19 protein-coding genes and 1 pseudogene are annotated in these 13,758 nt (G+C 61.2%); 10 read left to right on the plus strand and 10 right to left on the minus strand.

The window, feature by feature from the left end; translation table 11 throughout:
• Positions 1-95 precede the first annotated feature (95 nt).
• Positions 96-1,424 carry an FAD-dependent monooxygenase gene (locus ACLM42_RS06945; protein ID WP_415398615.1) on the minus strand — a complete coding sequence of 443 codons (1,329 nt, stop codon included), beginning with the start codon at positions 1,422-1,424 and terminating at the stop codon, positions 96-98.
• A gap of 79 nt (positions 1,425-1,503) precedes the next feature.
• A pseudogene (locus tag ACLM42_RS06950) lies at positions 1,504-1,581 on the minus strand (hypothetical protein); the annotation flags it as partial.
• A 149-nt stretch (positions 1,582-1,730) separates the two neighbouring features.
• Here ACLM42_RS06950 and ACLM42_RS06955 point away from each other — a divergent pair.
• Genes ACLM42_RS06955 through ACLM42_RS06965 form a run of 3 tightly spaced genes read left to right on the plus strand, consistent with a single transcriptional unit; the run spans position 1,731 to position 2,276 of the window.
• The gene (locus ACLM42_RS06955; RefSeq protein WP_010316060.1) at positions 1,731-1,865 is read left to right on the plus strand and encodes a hypothetical protein; all 135 of its coding nucleotides are present in this window, start codon (positions 1,731-1,733) and stop codon (positions 1,863-1,865) included.
• 4 nt (positions 1,866-1,869) lie between these two features.
• The gene (locus tag ACLM42_RS06960) at positions 1,870-2,064 is read left to right on the plus strand and encodes a hypothetical protein (protein ID WP_247910628.1); all 195 of its coding nucleotides are present in this window, start codon (positions 1,870-1,872) and stop codon (positions 2,062-2,064) included.
• 2 nt (positions 2,065-2,066) lie between these two features.
• Positions 2,067-2,276, plus strand: coding sequence for a hypothetical protein (locus ACLM42_RS06965; protein ID WP_247910627.1), 210 nt, complete (start codon positions 2,067-2,069; stop codon positions 2,274-2,276).
• Positions 2,277-2,279: 3 nt separating this feature from the next.
• On the opposite strand, the gene ACLM42_RS06970 is transcribed toward ACLM42_RS06965, so the two are convergent.
• Positions 2,280-2,639, minus strand: coding sequence for a hypothetical protein (locus ACLM42_RS06970; protein ID WP_415398616.1), 360 nt, complete (start codon positions 2,637-2,639; stop codon positions 2,280-2,282).
• Positions 2,640-2,856: 217 nt separating this feature from the next.
• Between ACLM42_RS06970 and ACLM42_RS06975 the strand changes: the two genes are divergently transcribed.
• The 4 genes from ACLM42_RS06975 (at position 2,857) to ACLM42_RS06990 (ending at position 4,338) form a co-directional block, all read left to right on the plus strand.
• Positions 2,857-3,024, plus strand: coding sequence for a hypothetical protein (locus ACLM42_RS06975; protein ID WP_247910625.1), 168 nt, complete (start codon positions 2,857-2,859; stop codon positions 3,022-3,024).
• A gap of 348 nt (positions 3,025-3,372) precedes the next feature.
• Positions 3,373-3,702 (plus strand): hypothetical protein, encoded by a 330-nt coding sequence (locus ACLM42_RS06980; protein WP_415398617.1) that lies wholly within the window; start codon positions 3,373-3,375, stop codon positions 3,700-3,702.
• A 48-nt stretch (positions 3,703-3,750) separates the two neighbouring features.
• Entirely contained in the window at positions 3,751-4,032 is a 282-nt protein-coding gene (locus ACLM42_RS06985) for a hypothetical protein (protein ID WP_247910623.1), read from the plus strand.
• A 6-nt stretch (positions 4,033-4,038) separates the two neighbouring features.
• Positions 4,039-4,338, plus strand: a complete 300-nt coding sequence (locus tag ACLM42_RS06990) for a hypothetical protein (RefSeq protein ID WP_415398618.1) — start codon at positions 4,039-4,041, stop codon at positions 4,336-4,338.
• Positions 4,339-4,361: 23 nt separating this feature from the next.
• On the opposite strand, the gene ACLM42_RS06995 is transcribed toward ACLM42_RS06990, so the two are convergent.
• From ACLM42_RS06995 to ACLM42_RS07005, 3 genes are all read right to left on the minus strand, one after another.
• Complete coding sequence (locus ACLM42_RS06995; RefSeq protein WP_255439388.1) at positions 4,362-4,490, minus strand: hypothetical protein; 129 nt, start codon at positions 4,488-4,490, stop codon at positions 4,362-4,364.
• 122 nt (positions 4,491-4,612) lie between these two features.
• Positions 4,613-5,641: a DUF4912 domain-containing protein gene (locus tag ACLM42_RS07000; RefSeq protein WP_415398619.1), complete on the minus strand. Its 1,029-nt coding sequence runs from the start codon at positions 5,639-5,641 to the stop codon at positions 4,613-4,615.
• 93 nt (positions 5,642-5,734) lie between these two features.
• Positions 5,735-6,634: a polyphosphate kinase 2 family protein gene (locus ACLM42_RS07005; RefSeq protein WP_415398620.1), complete on the minus strand. Its 900-nt coding sequence runs from the start codon at positions 6,632-6,634 to the stop codon at positions 5,735-5,737.
• 158 nt (positions 6,635-6,792) lie between these two features.
• Between ACLM42_RS07005 and ACLM42_RS07010 the strand changes: the two genes are divergently transcribed.
• Positions 6,793-7,320, plus strand: coding sequence for a L,D-transpeptidase (locus ACLM42_RS07010; RefSeq protein WP_247910619.1), 528 nt, complete (start codon positions 6,793-6,795; stop codon positions 7,318-7,320).
• Between the two features lie 348 nt (positions 7,321-7,668).
• On the opposite strand, the gene ACLM42_RS07015 is transcribed toward ACLM42_RS07010, so the two are convergent.
• On the minus strand, positions 7,669-7,827 hold the full coding sequence (locus tag ACLM42_RS07015; RefSeq protein ID WP_247910618.1) for a hypothetical protein: 159 nt from the start codon (positions 7,825-7,827) through the stop codon (positions 7,669-7,671).
• A 14-nt stretch (positions 7,828-7,841) separates the two neighbouring features.
• The gene (locus ACLM42_RS07020; RefSeq protein WP_415398621.1) at positions 7,842-9,116 is read right to left on the minus strand and encodes a glycosyl transferase; all 1,275 of its coding nucleotides are present in this window, start codon (positions 9,114-9,116) and stop codon (positions 7,842-7,844) included.
• A gap of 193 nt (positions 9,117-9,309) precedes the next feature.
• On the opposite strand from ACLM42_RS07020, the gene ACLM42_RS07025 reads away from it, so the two are divergent.
• Positions 9,310-10,914 carry an alpha-amylase family glycosyl hydrolase gene (locus tag ACLM42_RS07025; RefSeq protein WP_415398622.1) on the plus strand — a complete coding sequence of 535 codons (1,605 nt, stop codon included), beginning with the start codon at positions 9,310-9,312 and terminating at the stop codon, positions 10,912-10,914.
• Positions 10,911-11,693, plus strand: coding sequence for an HAD-IIB family hydrolase (locus tag ACLM42_RS07030; protein WP_415398623.1), 783 nt, complete (start codon positions 10,911-10,913; stop codon positions 11,691-11,693). The genes ACLM42_RS07025 and ACLM42_RS07030 overlap by 4 nt, the downstream gene beginning before the upstream one ends.
• Here the strand turns inward: ACLM42_RS07030 and ACLM42_RS07035 are convergent.
• Both ACLM42_RS07035 and ACLM42_RS07040 read right to left on the minus strand, forming a co-directional pair.
• On the minus strand, positions 11,690-12,409 hold the full coding sequence (locus tag ACLM42_RS07035; RefSeq protein ID WP_415398624.1) for a DUF1028 domain-containing protein: 720 nt from the start codon (positions 12,407-12,409) through the stop codon (positions 11,690-11,692). The two genes, ACLM42_RS07030 and ACLM42_RS07035, sit on opposite strands and share 4 nt — an antisense overlap.
• Positions 12,406-13,686 (minus strand): Zn-dependent hydrolase, encoded by a 1,281-nt coding sequence (locus ACLM42_RS07040; RefSeq protein WP_415398625.1) that lies wholly within the window; start codon positions 13,684-13,686, stop codon positions 12,406-12,408. Before ACLM42_RS07040 ends, ACLM42_RS07035 begins: the two co-directional genes overlap by 4 nt.
• Positions 13,687-13,758 lie beyond the last annotated feature (72 nt).

The raw sequence follows: 13,758 nt of genomic DNA on the forward strand, positions 1-13,758 counted from the left end.
TTTGCTGATCAACCCAAAACTGATCAAATGCGAATATCCGTTGTCCGGACTTAATCAAGTCTTCCACTTCTCGATGCAAGTCGTCGAAAAGCGGCTCAGCGCCACTGATCCCAAAGCGCCAGCAGGTCATCCTGATCAGCGCTGGAGGTGCAGCTGCAGAGATAGGCGTCCGGTCGGATCAGGTAGGTCCTGCCAGCGGCATACCCGGGCCGGGGCTCAGCGCTAGCCGGGACCACCCAATCCCTGGCCAAAGAGAGCTCCAGGGACGGCAGGGGAGCGCCAACGGACAGCAGTACAAAGCAACCTCTACGAAGGAGCTCATAAAGCCGGGTCTCCCCGCTGGGGGCCTGGCAAGGCAGGTCAGGCGTGCGATCCCCGGGTTGCAATCCCGGTCCTGAGCGAGCCAAGACCGGAGACAAGGCGCTGCCGCGGTAGTGCAGATCGGTTTCACAGAGCTGCTGCACGAACCGGCCTTGGAGACGGCGGCTGCGGCCCAGGTTCGAGAACAGCAGATTGCGCAAGCGACGCAGCAGGGGCTGCCGCAGCAGGGCCACCCGAGTCAAAACAGAGGCATTGCGCAGCACCTGATCGCCAATTCGGCTGCGTTCAGGGGAATAGGTCTCCAGCAGCTGCATCCCCGCTTTGTTCTGAATCACCAAGGCCAACTTCCAAGCCAGATTGAAGGCGTCCTGCATCCCGGTGTTCATGCCCTGCCCCCCCGCTGGACTGTGGATATGGGCCGCATCCCCGGCCAAAAAGACCCGTCCGACGCTGTAGCGATCGACCTTGCGCTCGTTGATTCGGAAATGGCTCAACCAGATCGGATCGTGGGCGCGGAAGCCTGATCCCAAGCGCTGCTGCACCAGGCTTTGAACCTGCTCCAGGCTGGGATCAGCCGCCTCCGCTCCTGAGACATCGCCAATGATGCGGAAGCGATCCCCAACGATCGGGAAGAGCGCCAAGATCCCATCGGGGTTCCAGACCACCGCCACCTGATCGGCAGCCGCAGGTCCATCAAGCTTGACGTCCGCCAGGACCCAGTTCGATTCGAGGGTTTCACCGCTGTAGGCCAGACCCAGTCGGTGGCGCACAACACTGTGGGCACCATCGCAGCCCAACAGGTAACTGCACTGCATCGTTTCCTTGCTGCCGTCAGCGCGGGTGAGTTCGGCGCATACACCGCTCTCAGATGCAGCGAAGTCGGTGAGTTCCAGTTGACGTTCAACCTGCACCCCCCGCTCCGCCAGCAGCTGGGCCAGAACCGCCTCTGTGCGGTTCTGGGGAATCATCAAGGCATAGGGAAAACGACTCTGCACCTTGGAAAAGGAGAGTGCAACGAGCAAGCGCTGTCCCACCTGAATCCGAGCGCCATGGCCCTGAATGCCAGCCTTCAAGAAAGGCTCGACGCAGCCGTGGAGATCCAACAGCTCCAGGGCTCGGCCAGATCACCAAGGCCTTGGAGCGATCGCTGGGTTGAGGGGCAAGGTCCACCAGCCGAACGGCGATGTCCTGCTGTCTCAGGGCGAGCGCCAGGGTGAGCCCCACGGGGCCCGCGCCTACAACCAACACAGGACCTGACATCACAACTGCAGCAGATCTCTGCCAAAGCTGCACAACAACTCGGGTTGCTCTTCGGCAGTTCCATTTGTTTTTTGGCAGTTGCTTTTGCTGAAAGAGCAACCGGCACAGTGCGTTAAGGTCAGTTCCTCAAGCTGAATACAGCAGCAGATATGACTCTCGGCCGATTCCTGGTCTTCTTTGTGATCGGCCTGGTGCTAGCGACGGTGCTGAACCTGACCTGGCTCTACTGGATCCTGGCTGCTGCTGCCGCAACGGTCGCGATCAAGCTCTGGCTGAACCGATAGCCCCATGAAGGAGACCACCACCCACAACGGGGTCAACTACAAACTGACACGGCTGCCCTCGGCCTTGGATGCCAGCAAGGCGGCCAATCGGATCCGTCCTTGGATGAGCCGCAGTGAAGAACAGCAGCGCGCTCTCGAGCGGATTGCGCGGGTTCGCCGCGAGAGCGGAATCCCTTCCCCCGACGAGTGGATGTGGTGAGCATGGAACGCACGCTCAAAGGGATCGCCTATGTCTCGGTCTGGGTGATCCTGTGGGGAACGGTGGCCTCCTTGATGGACTACGTCCTGCTGGAGCGAGAGCTCTACGCCACCGGAAGCTTCGGTCAAGCGACGACCTTTGTTGGCTACGGCCTCGCCACGCTCGTGCTCGCCTGGCGATTCGCTCCTCGCTTTCTGCAGTCCGACGACTGATCCTTAGGTCTGCGGTTCAGGAGCTTGCTCTTTGACCTTGGGCTTGCTCTTCTGCGGAACGCTGACCTGGCCACACTGGTCATCCAGCACGGGCTTGTAAGAGGCTCGCACCTCCATCCAGTCGGTGCTGGGATCCCGCTGTTCAAACACCGCGAAGTGTTCAATCAACAGCCCATCCATCGCCTGCATGGAGCGGCAAAGGCTGTAGAGATCACCGGATTCCTGAGCTTTTAAGACCTGCGCGTAATGGCCCATGAACCGGGCATAGGGATCGGTCTCCGCCGCGGTGACGGACCCGGCGAGCAAGGCGACGAAAGCAGCACAGCCACCCAAGAGCGTGGCCGGACGAATAGCAACGTTCATGGCCACGACCCTACCGATCAGGGCAAGGGAGAGAGCCCCCGATGGCCAGAGAAAGGAACCAGACCAGATGATTTTTCTCTGAACAGAGACAACAAAGATGCCTGATTAGGAACGCAAAGAGAAGCTGAACTCTTGAGGATCGTCAGCAGACAATCGCTAGCGGTAGGACGATCTTTCCATGGAATTAGCCATGTCAAGACACCAACTTGAACTGTTCATGCGTAAAGCCAAGGGCAACACCACCATGCAGCGCGAGCTCGACAAGTGCGGCTCAAACAACAGCTGCGTGGCCGCTGTTGCCCGCAAGCATGGACACAAGTTCTCACCAGCCACCCTGACCCGCTGGCAAAACGACCACACCGAGGAGGCCCCGCCGGTTCACTAGGGAATGGGTATTAAGCCTCATTGCGCCTTCTCAAGAGCAGATCGATGCTGATGACATCGATCTCGGAGGCGTTGATGGACGACACTCCACCCCGCCAGAACCCAGGAGCGAGCTGACTGAAGGCCCCTGCTCCAACAGTCTTTCGAAACCGTGGGTGGGTCCTCTGCCCCGCAGCTGGACACTCCAACCTGCACCGTCTCAGGTGCCCTCCTGGAGTACACCGCCCCACACCTGGACACCTGGCCCCAGGTGACTTCCCTCAGCAGCTCCGACCACAATTCAAGACTGAGAAAGCCGGTTCCAACAGGGACCGGCTTCTTTATGGTCAGTTCACCAGCTCATCCCCCGTTGAACTGCCGCTGGCCCCTGCCGCTGGGCATCCTCAGCCTTGTGCTTTTGGCGACCCAAGCCGCCCAAGCCCAGTCTCTGATGGGCTTACAACAGGCGGCAATCCGCTGCTTGAACGGAACCTCTCGGGCCGACTGCAGCGCAGCACTGGGAACCTCCCATCAACTGAAGAACCGCGCGGATGCCGCCAACGAACTGCGCTGCTACACAGCCCTACTGGGACTGGAATCGCGCCTGAGCATGGCCATGCAGGGGAGCGGATCGGTGGCTCGTGACCACAGCAGCCTCAAGGAAACGATTTTCGAATGTCGGGCTTTGAATCCTGGCTAGCCAAGCCATCCGCTGCCAGCCTTGGGAAGACAGGGGAAGGCCAAGTCCATGCACTCTGCACAAGCGCTTCGAGAGCGTTATGCCAACGGCAGCAGCAGCCCTGGTGAGGTCAACGCGATCGCGCTGGTCTACGCCTCGATCAAGACACTGAGCTTTCCCCAGGCGCTCGAGGAGGTTCACGACGGACTGGGCTACGGGATGGCCGAAGACATCGACTGCAGTCAAGGGGGGTTCCCCTGGGTCGAGGTGGAACGGTCCTTGGTCCCCTCTGGTCGACGCTGGATTAACGGACTGGAGTCATCCGTGGCTATCTCTAGGGAGAGCCGCTGAACCCCGATGATCGGTTGGCGCCACTGCAGCACGGCGTTCGCCGCCGCCGCACTGCTTGGTTTGGGAGCACAGGGACTGGCCGCAGAAGGATCGGTCTCAGCGCAGTCTCCCCTGAGCCGTCAGCAGGCCTGGCAGGAGGCCATGTCAAAACTCCCTACCGGAGCAGTGGTCACGAGCAGTCGCTGCAATGACGTGGAGATCGGCTACAGCAATACGCGCTATTACTGCGTCCTGACCTTTACTCAGCCCGTTCCAGAACGACCCCAAGACGACGTCACTGGAGAAGGAGCCGCAACGCAACGCTGAACGTTGCGGCTTGGTTTGATCGCTCAGCTCTTTGCCGAAGCCTGAGACAGGAAGAAGACCAGAAGCGCAATCAAGCCAGCACCACCAATGGCCGGCAAGATCACGGGAACGCCTCGGGGAGCAACGGCAGAGGCAAGCACGAGGTAATCCATTCCAGAGCATTCAGAACTGGAAATTTTTAGCACCGGCGGAGGGGAGAGCGAGAGAATCCGAGACCTGTCGAAAAGCAGAGTCCAAGCAGGCTCTGATCCGTCCTGGCGACGCCCCTATCGGCCTAGAACCACTCGGTCTGAGCCTCTTCGGCGGTGTTCACCCGAGCGTGTGGAGTGCGGCGCTCAAACTCCATCGAAATCGAGCGCTCCTGCTCGCCATCCGCAGCGATCGCGCGCACTGGATAGAGCTGCTCGCCATCTCGGAAGGGGACATGAATGCGGAAGCTGCCGTCTTGCTCAAGCTGAACCTGCTGGTCGCCAATGAACAGGCTTGCGGCGGGATCCGTCGCGCCGTAGACAATCAGCTCAGCATCAGCCACCAACCAGAAGGACCGCTCACGCACGGCACCGGTGCCTGATTCGCTGCGACCGCTTGCCCAGACACCGGTACCGGAATCATTCAGAGGACCCGGGGAATCCAGGTCGTATTCATGCAGCACCTCTGAGCCGACGCGGCGGCTGCGGGTGGGAAGCGTCGCGCGCTGGTAGTGCTGTTCGTGCTGCACCCCTGCACCCATGACGGGAGCGACCACTGCTTCAGCCACAGCGGTCGGGCCAGCCTCAAGGGAGAAGGGCACAAAGGCATCAGCGATGCGCTCGGAGGGTTCCAAACCAGGAACCTGGGCCACCGCAGAGAAGGCCAGGGAGTACCAACCGCCAGAGCGCAGGCGGTAGCCCAACTCAACGCGATAGTCACGGCCATCGAGGGGAACAGGCACGAACCATTCGCTGGCGTTCGCGTCCACCACCAACTCCTGGAGGGTGTGGGGGTGGGACTGCTCAGCGGCCAGGCCCGTGACATCCGCCAAGCGGATGCAGAGCTGGGTCGCCCCTGCCCGCTGGGCCTTTTTGCGATCCGCGGCAGCGATGGACCAGAAGCAATAAGCCCACTGGGGATCCCGAGGCAAAAAGACCACGTGAGTGGTGACCTCAGGCAGCCCCTCAGAGACCTCGATTTGACCAATCGCTGATGGTGCGATCCCGGGGACCGACTGCTTGATTTTCAGCTTGATCCCTGAGGGGATCAGATCACGAAGCCAGCCGAGGGGACGTTGGTTGCTGCTCTTATCGGTGAAGTTGCGTTGCGTCACGGGTCTCCCCCTGCTGGCCATGGGGACCATCGTCACCGACTCCCCTTGCCCAGCAGCCGCTCTGTCAGCGGATCGCTACCACATGCGCAGCACCTATTCCGACAACAGTTGCTCGCGAGCCCTGGCCAAGGCCTGCTTTGCCTCAGGGCTGACCTCGGGATAGCGCAGGTCCAAGGCATCCAGGCGCTCAATCACGGCAGCAGCAACCACCAAACGGGTGAACCACTTGTGATCGGCGGGCACGACATACCACGGAGCCTGGGCTGTCGCCGTCTCGCGAATCATCTCCTGATAGGCCTGCATGTAGTCCTCCCAAAACCCCCTCTCGCGAATATCAGCCGCTGAAAACTTCCAGTTCTTCTCGGGCCGTTCCAATCGCTGCAGGAAGCGGCGCTTTTGCTCCTTCTTGGAGAGATGCAAGAAGAACTTCAGAACGACCACCCCGTTCCGGTTCAGATACTGCTCGTAGTGGCGGATGTCCTCGAAACGCTGTTTCCAGAGTTTTGGCCCCAGCAATGCAGGCGGCAGAGACTGCTTGGCCAACAGTTCCGGATGGACCCGGACAACCAAGGTCTCCTCGTAGTAGCTGCGGTTAAAAATGCCAATGCGCCCTCGCTCTGGCAGGGATTGGTTCGCGCGCCAGAGGTAGTCGTGGTCCAGATCCAGAGCGGAGGGAGCCTTAAAGGAACACACCTGGCAGCCCTGGGGATTCACGCCACTCATCACGTGTTTGATCGTTCCGTCTTTGCCGGCGGCATCCATCGCTTGAAAGACCAGCAGCACCGCCCATTTGTTTTGGGCATAGAGCCGCTGCTGAAGCTCCGAGAGCATCTCAACGCCCTGCTCTAAGGCCTCACGGGCACCCTTCTTATCGGTGGGCAGATCCAGGGTGTCGCCAGGGTCGATTTGCTCCAGTCGAAATCCATCCCCGTTTTGGATCCGATAGGGATTGACGAGGTGTTGGCACTGCTTGAGGACCTGGCTCAATTCCATCTCCATGGGCACCACAGAACACGAACCGCCTGAATTCACCCTGCCCACCGCAGACGGCACTGTCAGCCCTCAGGCTTGAGCCGACTGGACAAGTGGTTTTTATCTGGTGAGAGAAAAAAAAGCCCCCCTAGGACACCTCGATCTCACAGGTGAGTCCCATGGGTCGCGGTCTCGGTCAATTGCTGGGCGGATGCGCGCTCCTGGCCTCCCTTCTTCAGCCCGCCACGGCCCAAGACCTGGCCCTCAGCACAAGCCCAAGGTTGACCTTTGAGCGCACCAACCGCCGCCTGCCTCGCACCGGCGATCCGATCTGGGACCTGAGGGTCGAGATCCCTGGACAACCCGTGCGGCATTTCGAGGCAGTCAGTGGACGCGCGGAATTCCAAGGGGCCAACCGACACCAGATGGGCAGCGAGGCACCCTTACCCCCGGGCCAGTACGTCATCGGCGCAGTGGAACCCCTCGGCCTGGAGTACCCACGAGAGCTCGGTCCGGTCTGGATCGGCCTCGAGCCTCTCTTTACGACGGGCCGGCGCGTCCTGGGCATCCACCTCGATCCCAGCGCCGGCCGCAACTGGAACAGTGGAACCGGAGGCTGCATCGGCCTGATCCATCGAGCCGACATGCTGACGCTCGCTGAGCTGGTGCGCCGCAGCTCAGCCCAGAACTTGGTCGTCAGCAACTAGGGAGACGCAGTGCTGCCAACTGCAACGATCGTGGCTAGATCAGGATTACCGCCGAGGTGGAACAGCGGCCACCAGCGCTCCACTGATTCATGCCGGCGGCATGGTCTTCCTGCACAGGTTGCACCATTCCTCACACCACCCGACCCCGCCTCTGGCGGGGTTTTTTGTACGCGAGCAAACCACAGGCTGTGCGGTTGAACAAGTGGTTAAAGAGAACTGGCACAGTGCCAGTCCGCTAGCGACAGTTGGTGCGTGTGAGGAGTGGATTCGCCCCAAGGCGTGGAAACAAGGTCACACCCTTGGTACGAATCCCGACCAGCCCTGCCTTTGGCGGGGCCTTTTTTTGGCTCAATCAGCGATCAATTCGCGCTTAAGCAGAACAGCCCCGTGGGAGAGCAGCAGGCGATGGCGCTTCACCTCCTCATCAAGGGGAACCACAACGCTCTGGGCCCCGCCATTGGTCCAGTAATGGAGCTTGACCTGAGGCGTGATGGATGAAGGCGACATCTCAATCGAACCCATCATGCGGCGACGAATGACTCTGCCAATTGAGCCGTATTCGGCTTGGGGTTGACGTAGTCAGCGTTACGCCCCAAAACAGTCGCTGAACGGCACTGGCCAGCCGCGGCCAAGGCCTGCTGCAGATCCTGACTACAGCTCAGCACCCGTGACCAACTGGGGAGTTGCTGAACCGATGGAGTCTCCATCAGATCTGTAATTGCCGGCCGAAGTAACTGAGCAAAATCGTGAACAGCGAGCTCTTCACCATGGCGGTCGTGGGGAAGACCATTAATGGCTGAATCCAACCCAAATTGCCGAACCCGGTCCTGGCCCACCCGGCGGTAGAGCGCTTCCAAGGTAGGAAGCTGCTCGCTGAGCAAGTTGCAACCTTCATGCTCCATCAATGCACGCAAGACCGTCCGCAGGATTTCGCTGGCCATCCGCTTAAGGCCTTCATCTGGGGTATTGCCCAGGTCCTTGTGTTTGTGGTCAAAGACCCCCAGATCCACCTGGGCAATCCGGCTGATGGCGACATGGCGGTAGACCTCAGAGAGAAGACCGATCTCCAAGCCCCAATCGCAGGGAATGCGAAGGTTCATCGCCAGATCAGTGGTGAAGGCAAACTCCCCGGCCAGGGGATAGCGAAAGGACTGGAGATAGCGGAGGTAGGGAAGGGGGCCGACGATCTGCTCCAAGCTGCTCAAAAGGGGACCCACAAACAAACGAGTCGCCCGGCCCTGTAATGCGTGGGTTTCAAGGGAAAGTCGGCTGTAGAAGGCTTTGACATAAGCGACACCTGTTGAGCGATCCAACAGGGGCTGAAGCATCCGCTTGGGATAATCCGGCGTAAAGGTGCGGATATCAGCGTCGAACAGCCCCACCACTTCGGCCTGACGGCAGGCCACCCCGAGGCCCTGCCAAACAGCCCACCCCTTGCCAGGGGGGACCAGCACGTCCAAGCCCAAGGATTTGACCGACTTCAAAAGCTCGATCACCGCTGGGCCATTGGTCCAGTGCACGTGCACGGGGAAAGGCATCTCGGCCCAGAACGCCTCGGCTTCCAAGACCTCCTCAACGGAGTTCGCCGCAAGGGCGATCACCAGCGATTGAAGTCCTTCCAGCCCGGTCAACACCTCACGAATCAGGCGCAAAGCAGGGCGGCGAAACTCTTCCATCAAGCAAGGAAGTAGCAGAGCAGTGGGGCGATCACGCAACTGCTGGTGGAACAGATCGGGGGCCGCCCCTGAGAAGCCGTAGTCGTGAACTGTGGTGATCAGTCCTTGCTGGAAGTCCATGCAGTAATCAATGCGACAACACCTAAAAGCCAGCTGCTCGATATGTGGGGGAGTGGCGGGAGCGTTGGTGGTTGGGTTCGACCGGCAAATACAGCTGGAACTGTTGCTGAGCGGTCTTTACCCGGGACAGTCTTCAAACGAGATCAAAAGCTTGTCGTCTCATTTGCTGCAATCCGGCCCCATCGGTCCGCAGATGCACACCCAAGCGAAGCCGCCTTGGAAGGCCTCGACCAGCGTCCTGATCTGTTACGCCGATTCGGTGATCGAAACCGATCGCACCAGCCTTCCTCTCCTGCGGCAGCTGCTCGATGGCCCGCTGAGTTCCCTGTCTTCCATCGTCCATGTGCTGCCGTTTTGGCGCTCCAGCAGCGACGGGGGCTTCGCGATCTCCAGCCACGATGAGCTCGAGCCGCGCTTCGGTGATTGGGAAGACCTCGCAGCCTTGAGCCGCGGACGCCTCCTGATGGCAGACCTCGTACTAAACCACGTCTCGGCCTCTCATCCCTGGGTACACCAATGCCTCCAAGACGAGGAACCCGGGCGCTCCTGCATCCTTCAAGCCAGTCCCGATCCCTGCTGGTCTGACGTCGTCAGACCGCGTAGTTCTCCATTGATCAGCCGTCTAGCCGGCAGGACCGGAAGTAAGCATGTCTGGACCACCTTCGGCCCCGACCAGGTGGACCTGAATTGGCAGGAGCCGGAGGTCCTCCGGCACTTCAATCGCTTGATGCAACGTCTTTTCAGCCACGGCGTGGGCTGGTTGCGGCTAGACGCGGTTGGGTACGTCTGGAAGGAGCCCTTCACCAGCTGCATCCATCGGCCCCAAGCTCACGCCATCGTTGAAGTGCTGCGCCTACTGCAGAAAGCCCACTATCCGGCGGGCGCCGTAGTGACCGAGACGAACGTCCCTGAGGCAGAGAACCTCTCCTATCTGCAATCCGGCCGAGAGGCGCACCTCGCCTACAACTTCCCCCTGCCACCGCTGTTGCTTGAGGCCAGCCAGAGCGAGCGCTGCGATCTCCTCAACCGCTGGCTAGCTGGGTGGCCGAATCTCCCCGATGGCACCAACCTGCTGAACTTCAGCGCTAGCCATGACGGGGTCGGGCTTCGGCCGCTGGAGGGCTTAATGGATCAGCCCCGGCTATTGCAGCTCCTGGCGGGATGCGAACAACGGGGAGGTCTAATCAGCCACCGGCGACTGAGTGATGGCACAGAGGTTCCCTACGAAATCAATATCAGCTGGTGGAGTGCAATGGCAGATCCCGGCCGGGATCCGACGCGCTGGCAACGGGAACGCTTCCTGCTCAGCCAGCGCTTCAAGCTGGCCCTCCCCGGGGTGCCTGCCTTTTATTTGCCAGCCCTGCTTGCCGCCCCAAACGACACCGCGCGATTTCAAGCCAGCGGCCATCGGAGGGACCTGAACCGGCCGCAGTTCAAAGCTGCGACCTTGCAACACCAACTCCAAGACCCTGAACAGGATGCCAGCAGCAACATTGCCCAGCTGCAATACGCCATGGGTCAGCGAGCCAACCTCCCCGCCCTGGAGCCAGACGCACCCATGCGGGTACTCAGCACCGGCCGCTCCGATCTTGTGATCCTGGAGCGGGGCCTGGCGCACGCGCGTCTGTGGGCTATCCACAACTTCAGCTCCACACGCCAATCGCTCGTGTTGGCATCGCTCTGGGATGCGTCCACTCCGCAGGAATGGATCGATCACCTCAATCCGGCTGGAACGGTGAAGACCGAGCGCCAACTGGAGTTGGAACCCTTTGGCGTCTATTGGATCAGCAACCGATGAGTCAGCCCAACACCTGGTGGATCGTCACCGACCTGGATGGGACGTTGATGGACCACAGCTACAGCTGGGAGCCAGCCCAAGAGACCCTGCGCTGGCTGCAAGCCAGACAGATCCCCGTGATCCCCTGCACAAGCAAAACCGCAGAAGAGGTCCGGGGCTTTCGGCAAGTCGCTGGCCTCCGCGATCCGTTCATCGTCGAAAATGGAGGAGCGATCCATGGCGAGGCCGCCAGCGGTGAGGAGTGGGAAGAAGCCTTGGGCATCCACCACAGCCTTTTAAGGCCTCGCCTCAATGAGTTGGAGGCGTTGCTGGGGGAATCCCTGCTCCCGCTGGAGGACCTCAGCGAAAGTGAAGGCCTACGCCTGTTGGGCCTCGCCGGTGAAGCTCTGGCCCAAGCCCAGCGGCGCTGCTGGAGTGTGCCGTTTGTCCCCCCCTCCGCTGAAGGGCGGGAACGCCTACCGGCCCTTGCCGATGCCCTCGGTCTAAGCGTGGTGCAGGGGAACCGCATGGGCCATCTACTTGGACCTGACGTGAGTAAAGGCGGAGCGTTGGCCCGCCTGAAGCAACGCCTTGGTGACCAAAGGCCGCGAGTGCTGGGGCTGGGTGATTCGCCCAATGACATCCCGTTGCTAGAGGCCTGCGATGTGGCTGTCGTTGTCCCCGGCCCTGATGGACCGCACCCGGCATTTCGCCGTGCCTTGGAGCAGAAGCGCTATCTCTTGGCTCCTGCGCCCCACGCCGATGGATGGGCACGGATGATTCGCCAACTCATCGCCTAAGCAACCGAAGAGTCCTCCCCAAACAGTGGAGCGACGGTTCGGTTTAAGGCCTTGCTAGCGGGATTGGGAAGTTCAGCAAAGGAATCACGCCATTGCTGCACCCAGAGTTGCTGACTGCGCTCATACAGCGCAGTCAAAGAATCAACAGCGTGCTCCTCGAAATCCACCCGCAGATCCAACAGAGGGAAAGCGGCTTCACCACTGACCTGTAGGGCAGCAGAGGTGGCATGAGTGGAGCGCAGATCTCCACCGGCCTCCTCACCCGCCCGCAGGGCTGTGAGGAGGCGTCGCCCCAACTTCCAAGAGGGGTCACTCAAGAGAAAGGCCTCCTCCATCGCCAGCAGAACCCCTTCACCGCTGAGCAAGTTCCCCGCGACGGCCAGATCGGAATGGCAGCGATGACTGGCGAAGGGACCGCAGGCCCCACCGGTCCAACCCGCCGTGCGGCCGCAGGCATCAATCAGATGCAACTGGCGGTGCTCGATCTGGGGGTCATCCCGCAACAGGCTCGCCAAGACCGACTCCGCATCGCGGTTCTGCTCCATCCGCTCCAGACCGCAGATGCCGAGGTGGGGGTTCGTATGGGCCTGGGTGGCCACGGCGCCGACACCGGAGCGGATGTGGGGCACGGTCGATCCAACGGCGAGATGACAGGTGGCCACGGCCACTCCAAAGCGGCCGTTGGAGGGATCACGCGCCAGGATCGAGAAGGTCATCCCTGAAGCTGCGCGTCGAGTCGCAGGAACGCCGAAAGCAGCACCGATGTCCCGGCCACGCACTGCTCAAGGCTGGTGTATTCCGCCGAGGAATGGCTGAGTCCCCGATGGCTGGGGACAAAGACCATGCCCATGGGCCAACGCCGGCCGAGTTCTTGGGCGTCATGGCTGGCACGACTGGGCAGCGGGCTGTGGGAGAGGCCCAGTTCTCGGGCCGCGTCGGCAATCGCGTCCATCAGCGCCGGGGCAGCCGGAGTGGGGTCGACGGAAAACTGAGGGTCCATCGTCACGCTGCAAGCGGTCGCCTCAGCGATGAAGGCAAGGCGCCGCTGCAGCTCTGCCGTCAAAGAGGACAACACCTCGGGATCCAGATCACGCAGATCAACACTGCACTGCACCTCGCCGGGAACGACATTGGCGGCATTCGGCCAGACCTCAAACTTGCCAACCGTGGCCACGGGATCACCGGGATGCTCCAGGGCCAGGGCCTGAACAGCCAAGACCACCTGGGAAGCAGCCACTAGGGCGTCCTGACGCTGACCCATCGGCGTGGTGCCTGCATGGTTGGCCTGGCCGCTCACCCGAATCGTGAAACGCCGTTGTCCAACAACCCCCTGGACAACACCAATGCTGTCCCCACGCCGCTCGAGCACGGCCCCCTGCTCCACATGCAGTTCGATAAAGGCTGCAATCGCGTCATCACTGCGGGCGGCGCTGGCAAGCCGTTCCCAATCCCCCCCCAGACGGGCCAGGTTCCGCTGGATCGGCTCACCGTTGCTGGTGGCGTAATCGCTGGGATCACCGCTAGCGGTGCCGGCCATCCCCTTGCAGCCCACCATCGTGGACTCCTCGTCGGCAAAGACGATCAACTCAAAGGGATGCCGGAGGCGAAGCGAAGCATCCTGAAGAGAGCGAACCAACTCCAAGCCCGCCAAGACTCCGAGGGTGCCGTCGTAGCGGCCCCCCGTTGGAACGGTGTCGAGGTGTGAGCCGGTGACCAGAGCCGGGAGGCTTGGATCCAGGCCCTCAAGCCGGCCAATCAGATTTCCAGCGGCATCGATCCGCAGGCTCAAGCCTGCATCGATCATCCACTCGCTCAGCCGTTCGCGGCCCTGGCGATCTTCTGCACTGAAGCCGCGACGGCAAATCGAACCATCAGGCTGCAGTCCCAACTCCGCCATGGCCTCCAAAGACGCCAGCAGTCGCATGGCATTTGGAGTAGGCCGCCGCTGTTGGGTGGTGACGAGGGTGTCTAAGCCCGGGGCAGAGAGAACCAACCGGAGACCTTTCCGTTCAAAAGAGCACCCCCACCATCCAGGAGAGGTCCCAGAGGCCCCGTAACGGTTGTG

Origin of the sequence: Synechococcus sp. W4D4 (assembly GCF_047716805.1) — a bacterium.
Taxonomy (GTDB): domain Bacteria; phylum Cyanobacteriota; class Cyanobacteriia; order PCC-6307; family Cyanobiaceae; genus Vulcanococcus.

Coding starts and splice junctions, on each gene's coding strand:
- ACLM42_RS07020 (WP_415398621.1), bottom strand. CDS start 9,116: ATGGACTTCCAGCAAGGACTGATCACCACAGTTCACGACTACGGCTTC.
- ACLM42_RS06970 (WP_415398616.1), bottom strand. CDS start 2,639: ATGAACGTTGCTATTCGTCCGGCCACGCTCTTGGGTGGCTGTGCTGCT.
- ACLM42_RS06995 (WP_255439388.1), bottom strand. CDS start 4,490: ATGGATTACCTCGTGCTTGCCTCTGCCGTTGCTCCCCGAGGCGTTCCC.
- ACLM42_RS07015 (WP_247910618.1), bottom strand. CDS start 7,827: ATGTCGCCTTCATCCATCACGCCTCAGGTCAAGCTCCATTACTGGACC.
- ACLM42_RS06985 (WP_247910623.1), top strand. CDS start 3,751: ATGCACTCTGCACAAGCGCTTCGAGAGCGTTATGCCAACGGCAGCAGC.
- ACLM42_RS06990 (WP_415398618.1), top strand. CDS start 4,039: ATGATCGGTTGGCGCCACTGCAGCACGGCGTTCGCCGCCGCCGCACTG.
- ACLM42_RS07010 (WP_247910619.1), top strand. CDS start 6,793: ATGGGTCGCGGTCTCGGTCAATTGCTGGGCGGATGCGCGCTCCTGGCC.
- ACLM42_RS06955 (WP_010316060.1), top strand. CDS start 1,731: ATGACTCTCGGCCGATTCCTGGTCTTCTTTGTGATCGGCCTGGTGCTA.
- ACLM42_RS06965 (WP_247910627.1), top strand. CDS start 2,067: ATGGAACGCACGCTCAAAGGGATCGCCTATGTCTCGGTCTGGGTGATC.
- ACLM42_RS06975 (WP_247910625.1), top strand. CDS start 2,857: ATGCGTAAAGCCAAGGGCAACACCACCATGCAGCGCGAGCTCGACAAG.
- ACLM42_RS06960 (WP_247910628.1), top strand. CDS start 1,870: ATGAAGGAGACCACCACCCACAACGGGGTCAACTACAAACTGACACGG.
- ACLM42_RS07035 (WP_415398624.1), bottom strand. CDS start 12,409: ATGACCTTCTCGATCCTGGCGCGTGATCCCTCCAACGGCCGCTTTGGA.
- ACLM42_RS07025 (WP_415398622.1), top strand. CDS start 9,310: ATGCACACCCAAGCGAAGCCGCCTTGGAAGGCCTCGACCAGCGTCCTG.
- ACLM42_RS07005 (WP_415398620.1), bottom strand. CDS start 6,634: ATGGAATTGAGCCAGGTCCTCAAGCAGTGCCAACACCTCGTCAATCCC.
- ACLM42_RS07030 (WP_415398623.1), top strand. CDS start 10,911: ATGAGTCAGCCCAACACCTGGTGGATCGTCACCGACCTGGATGGGACG.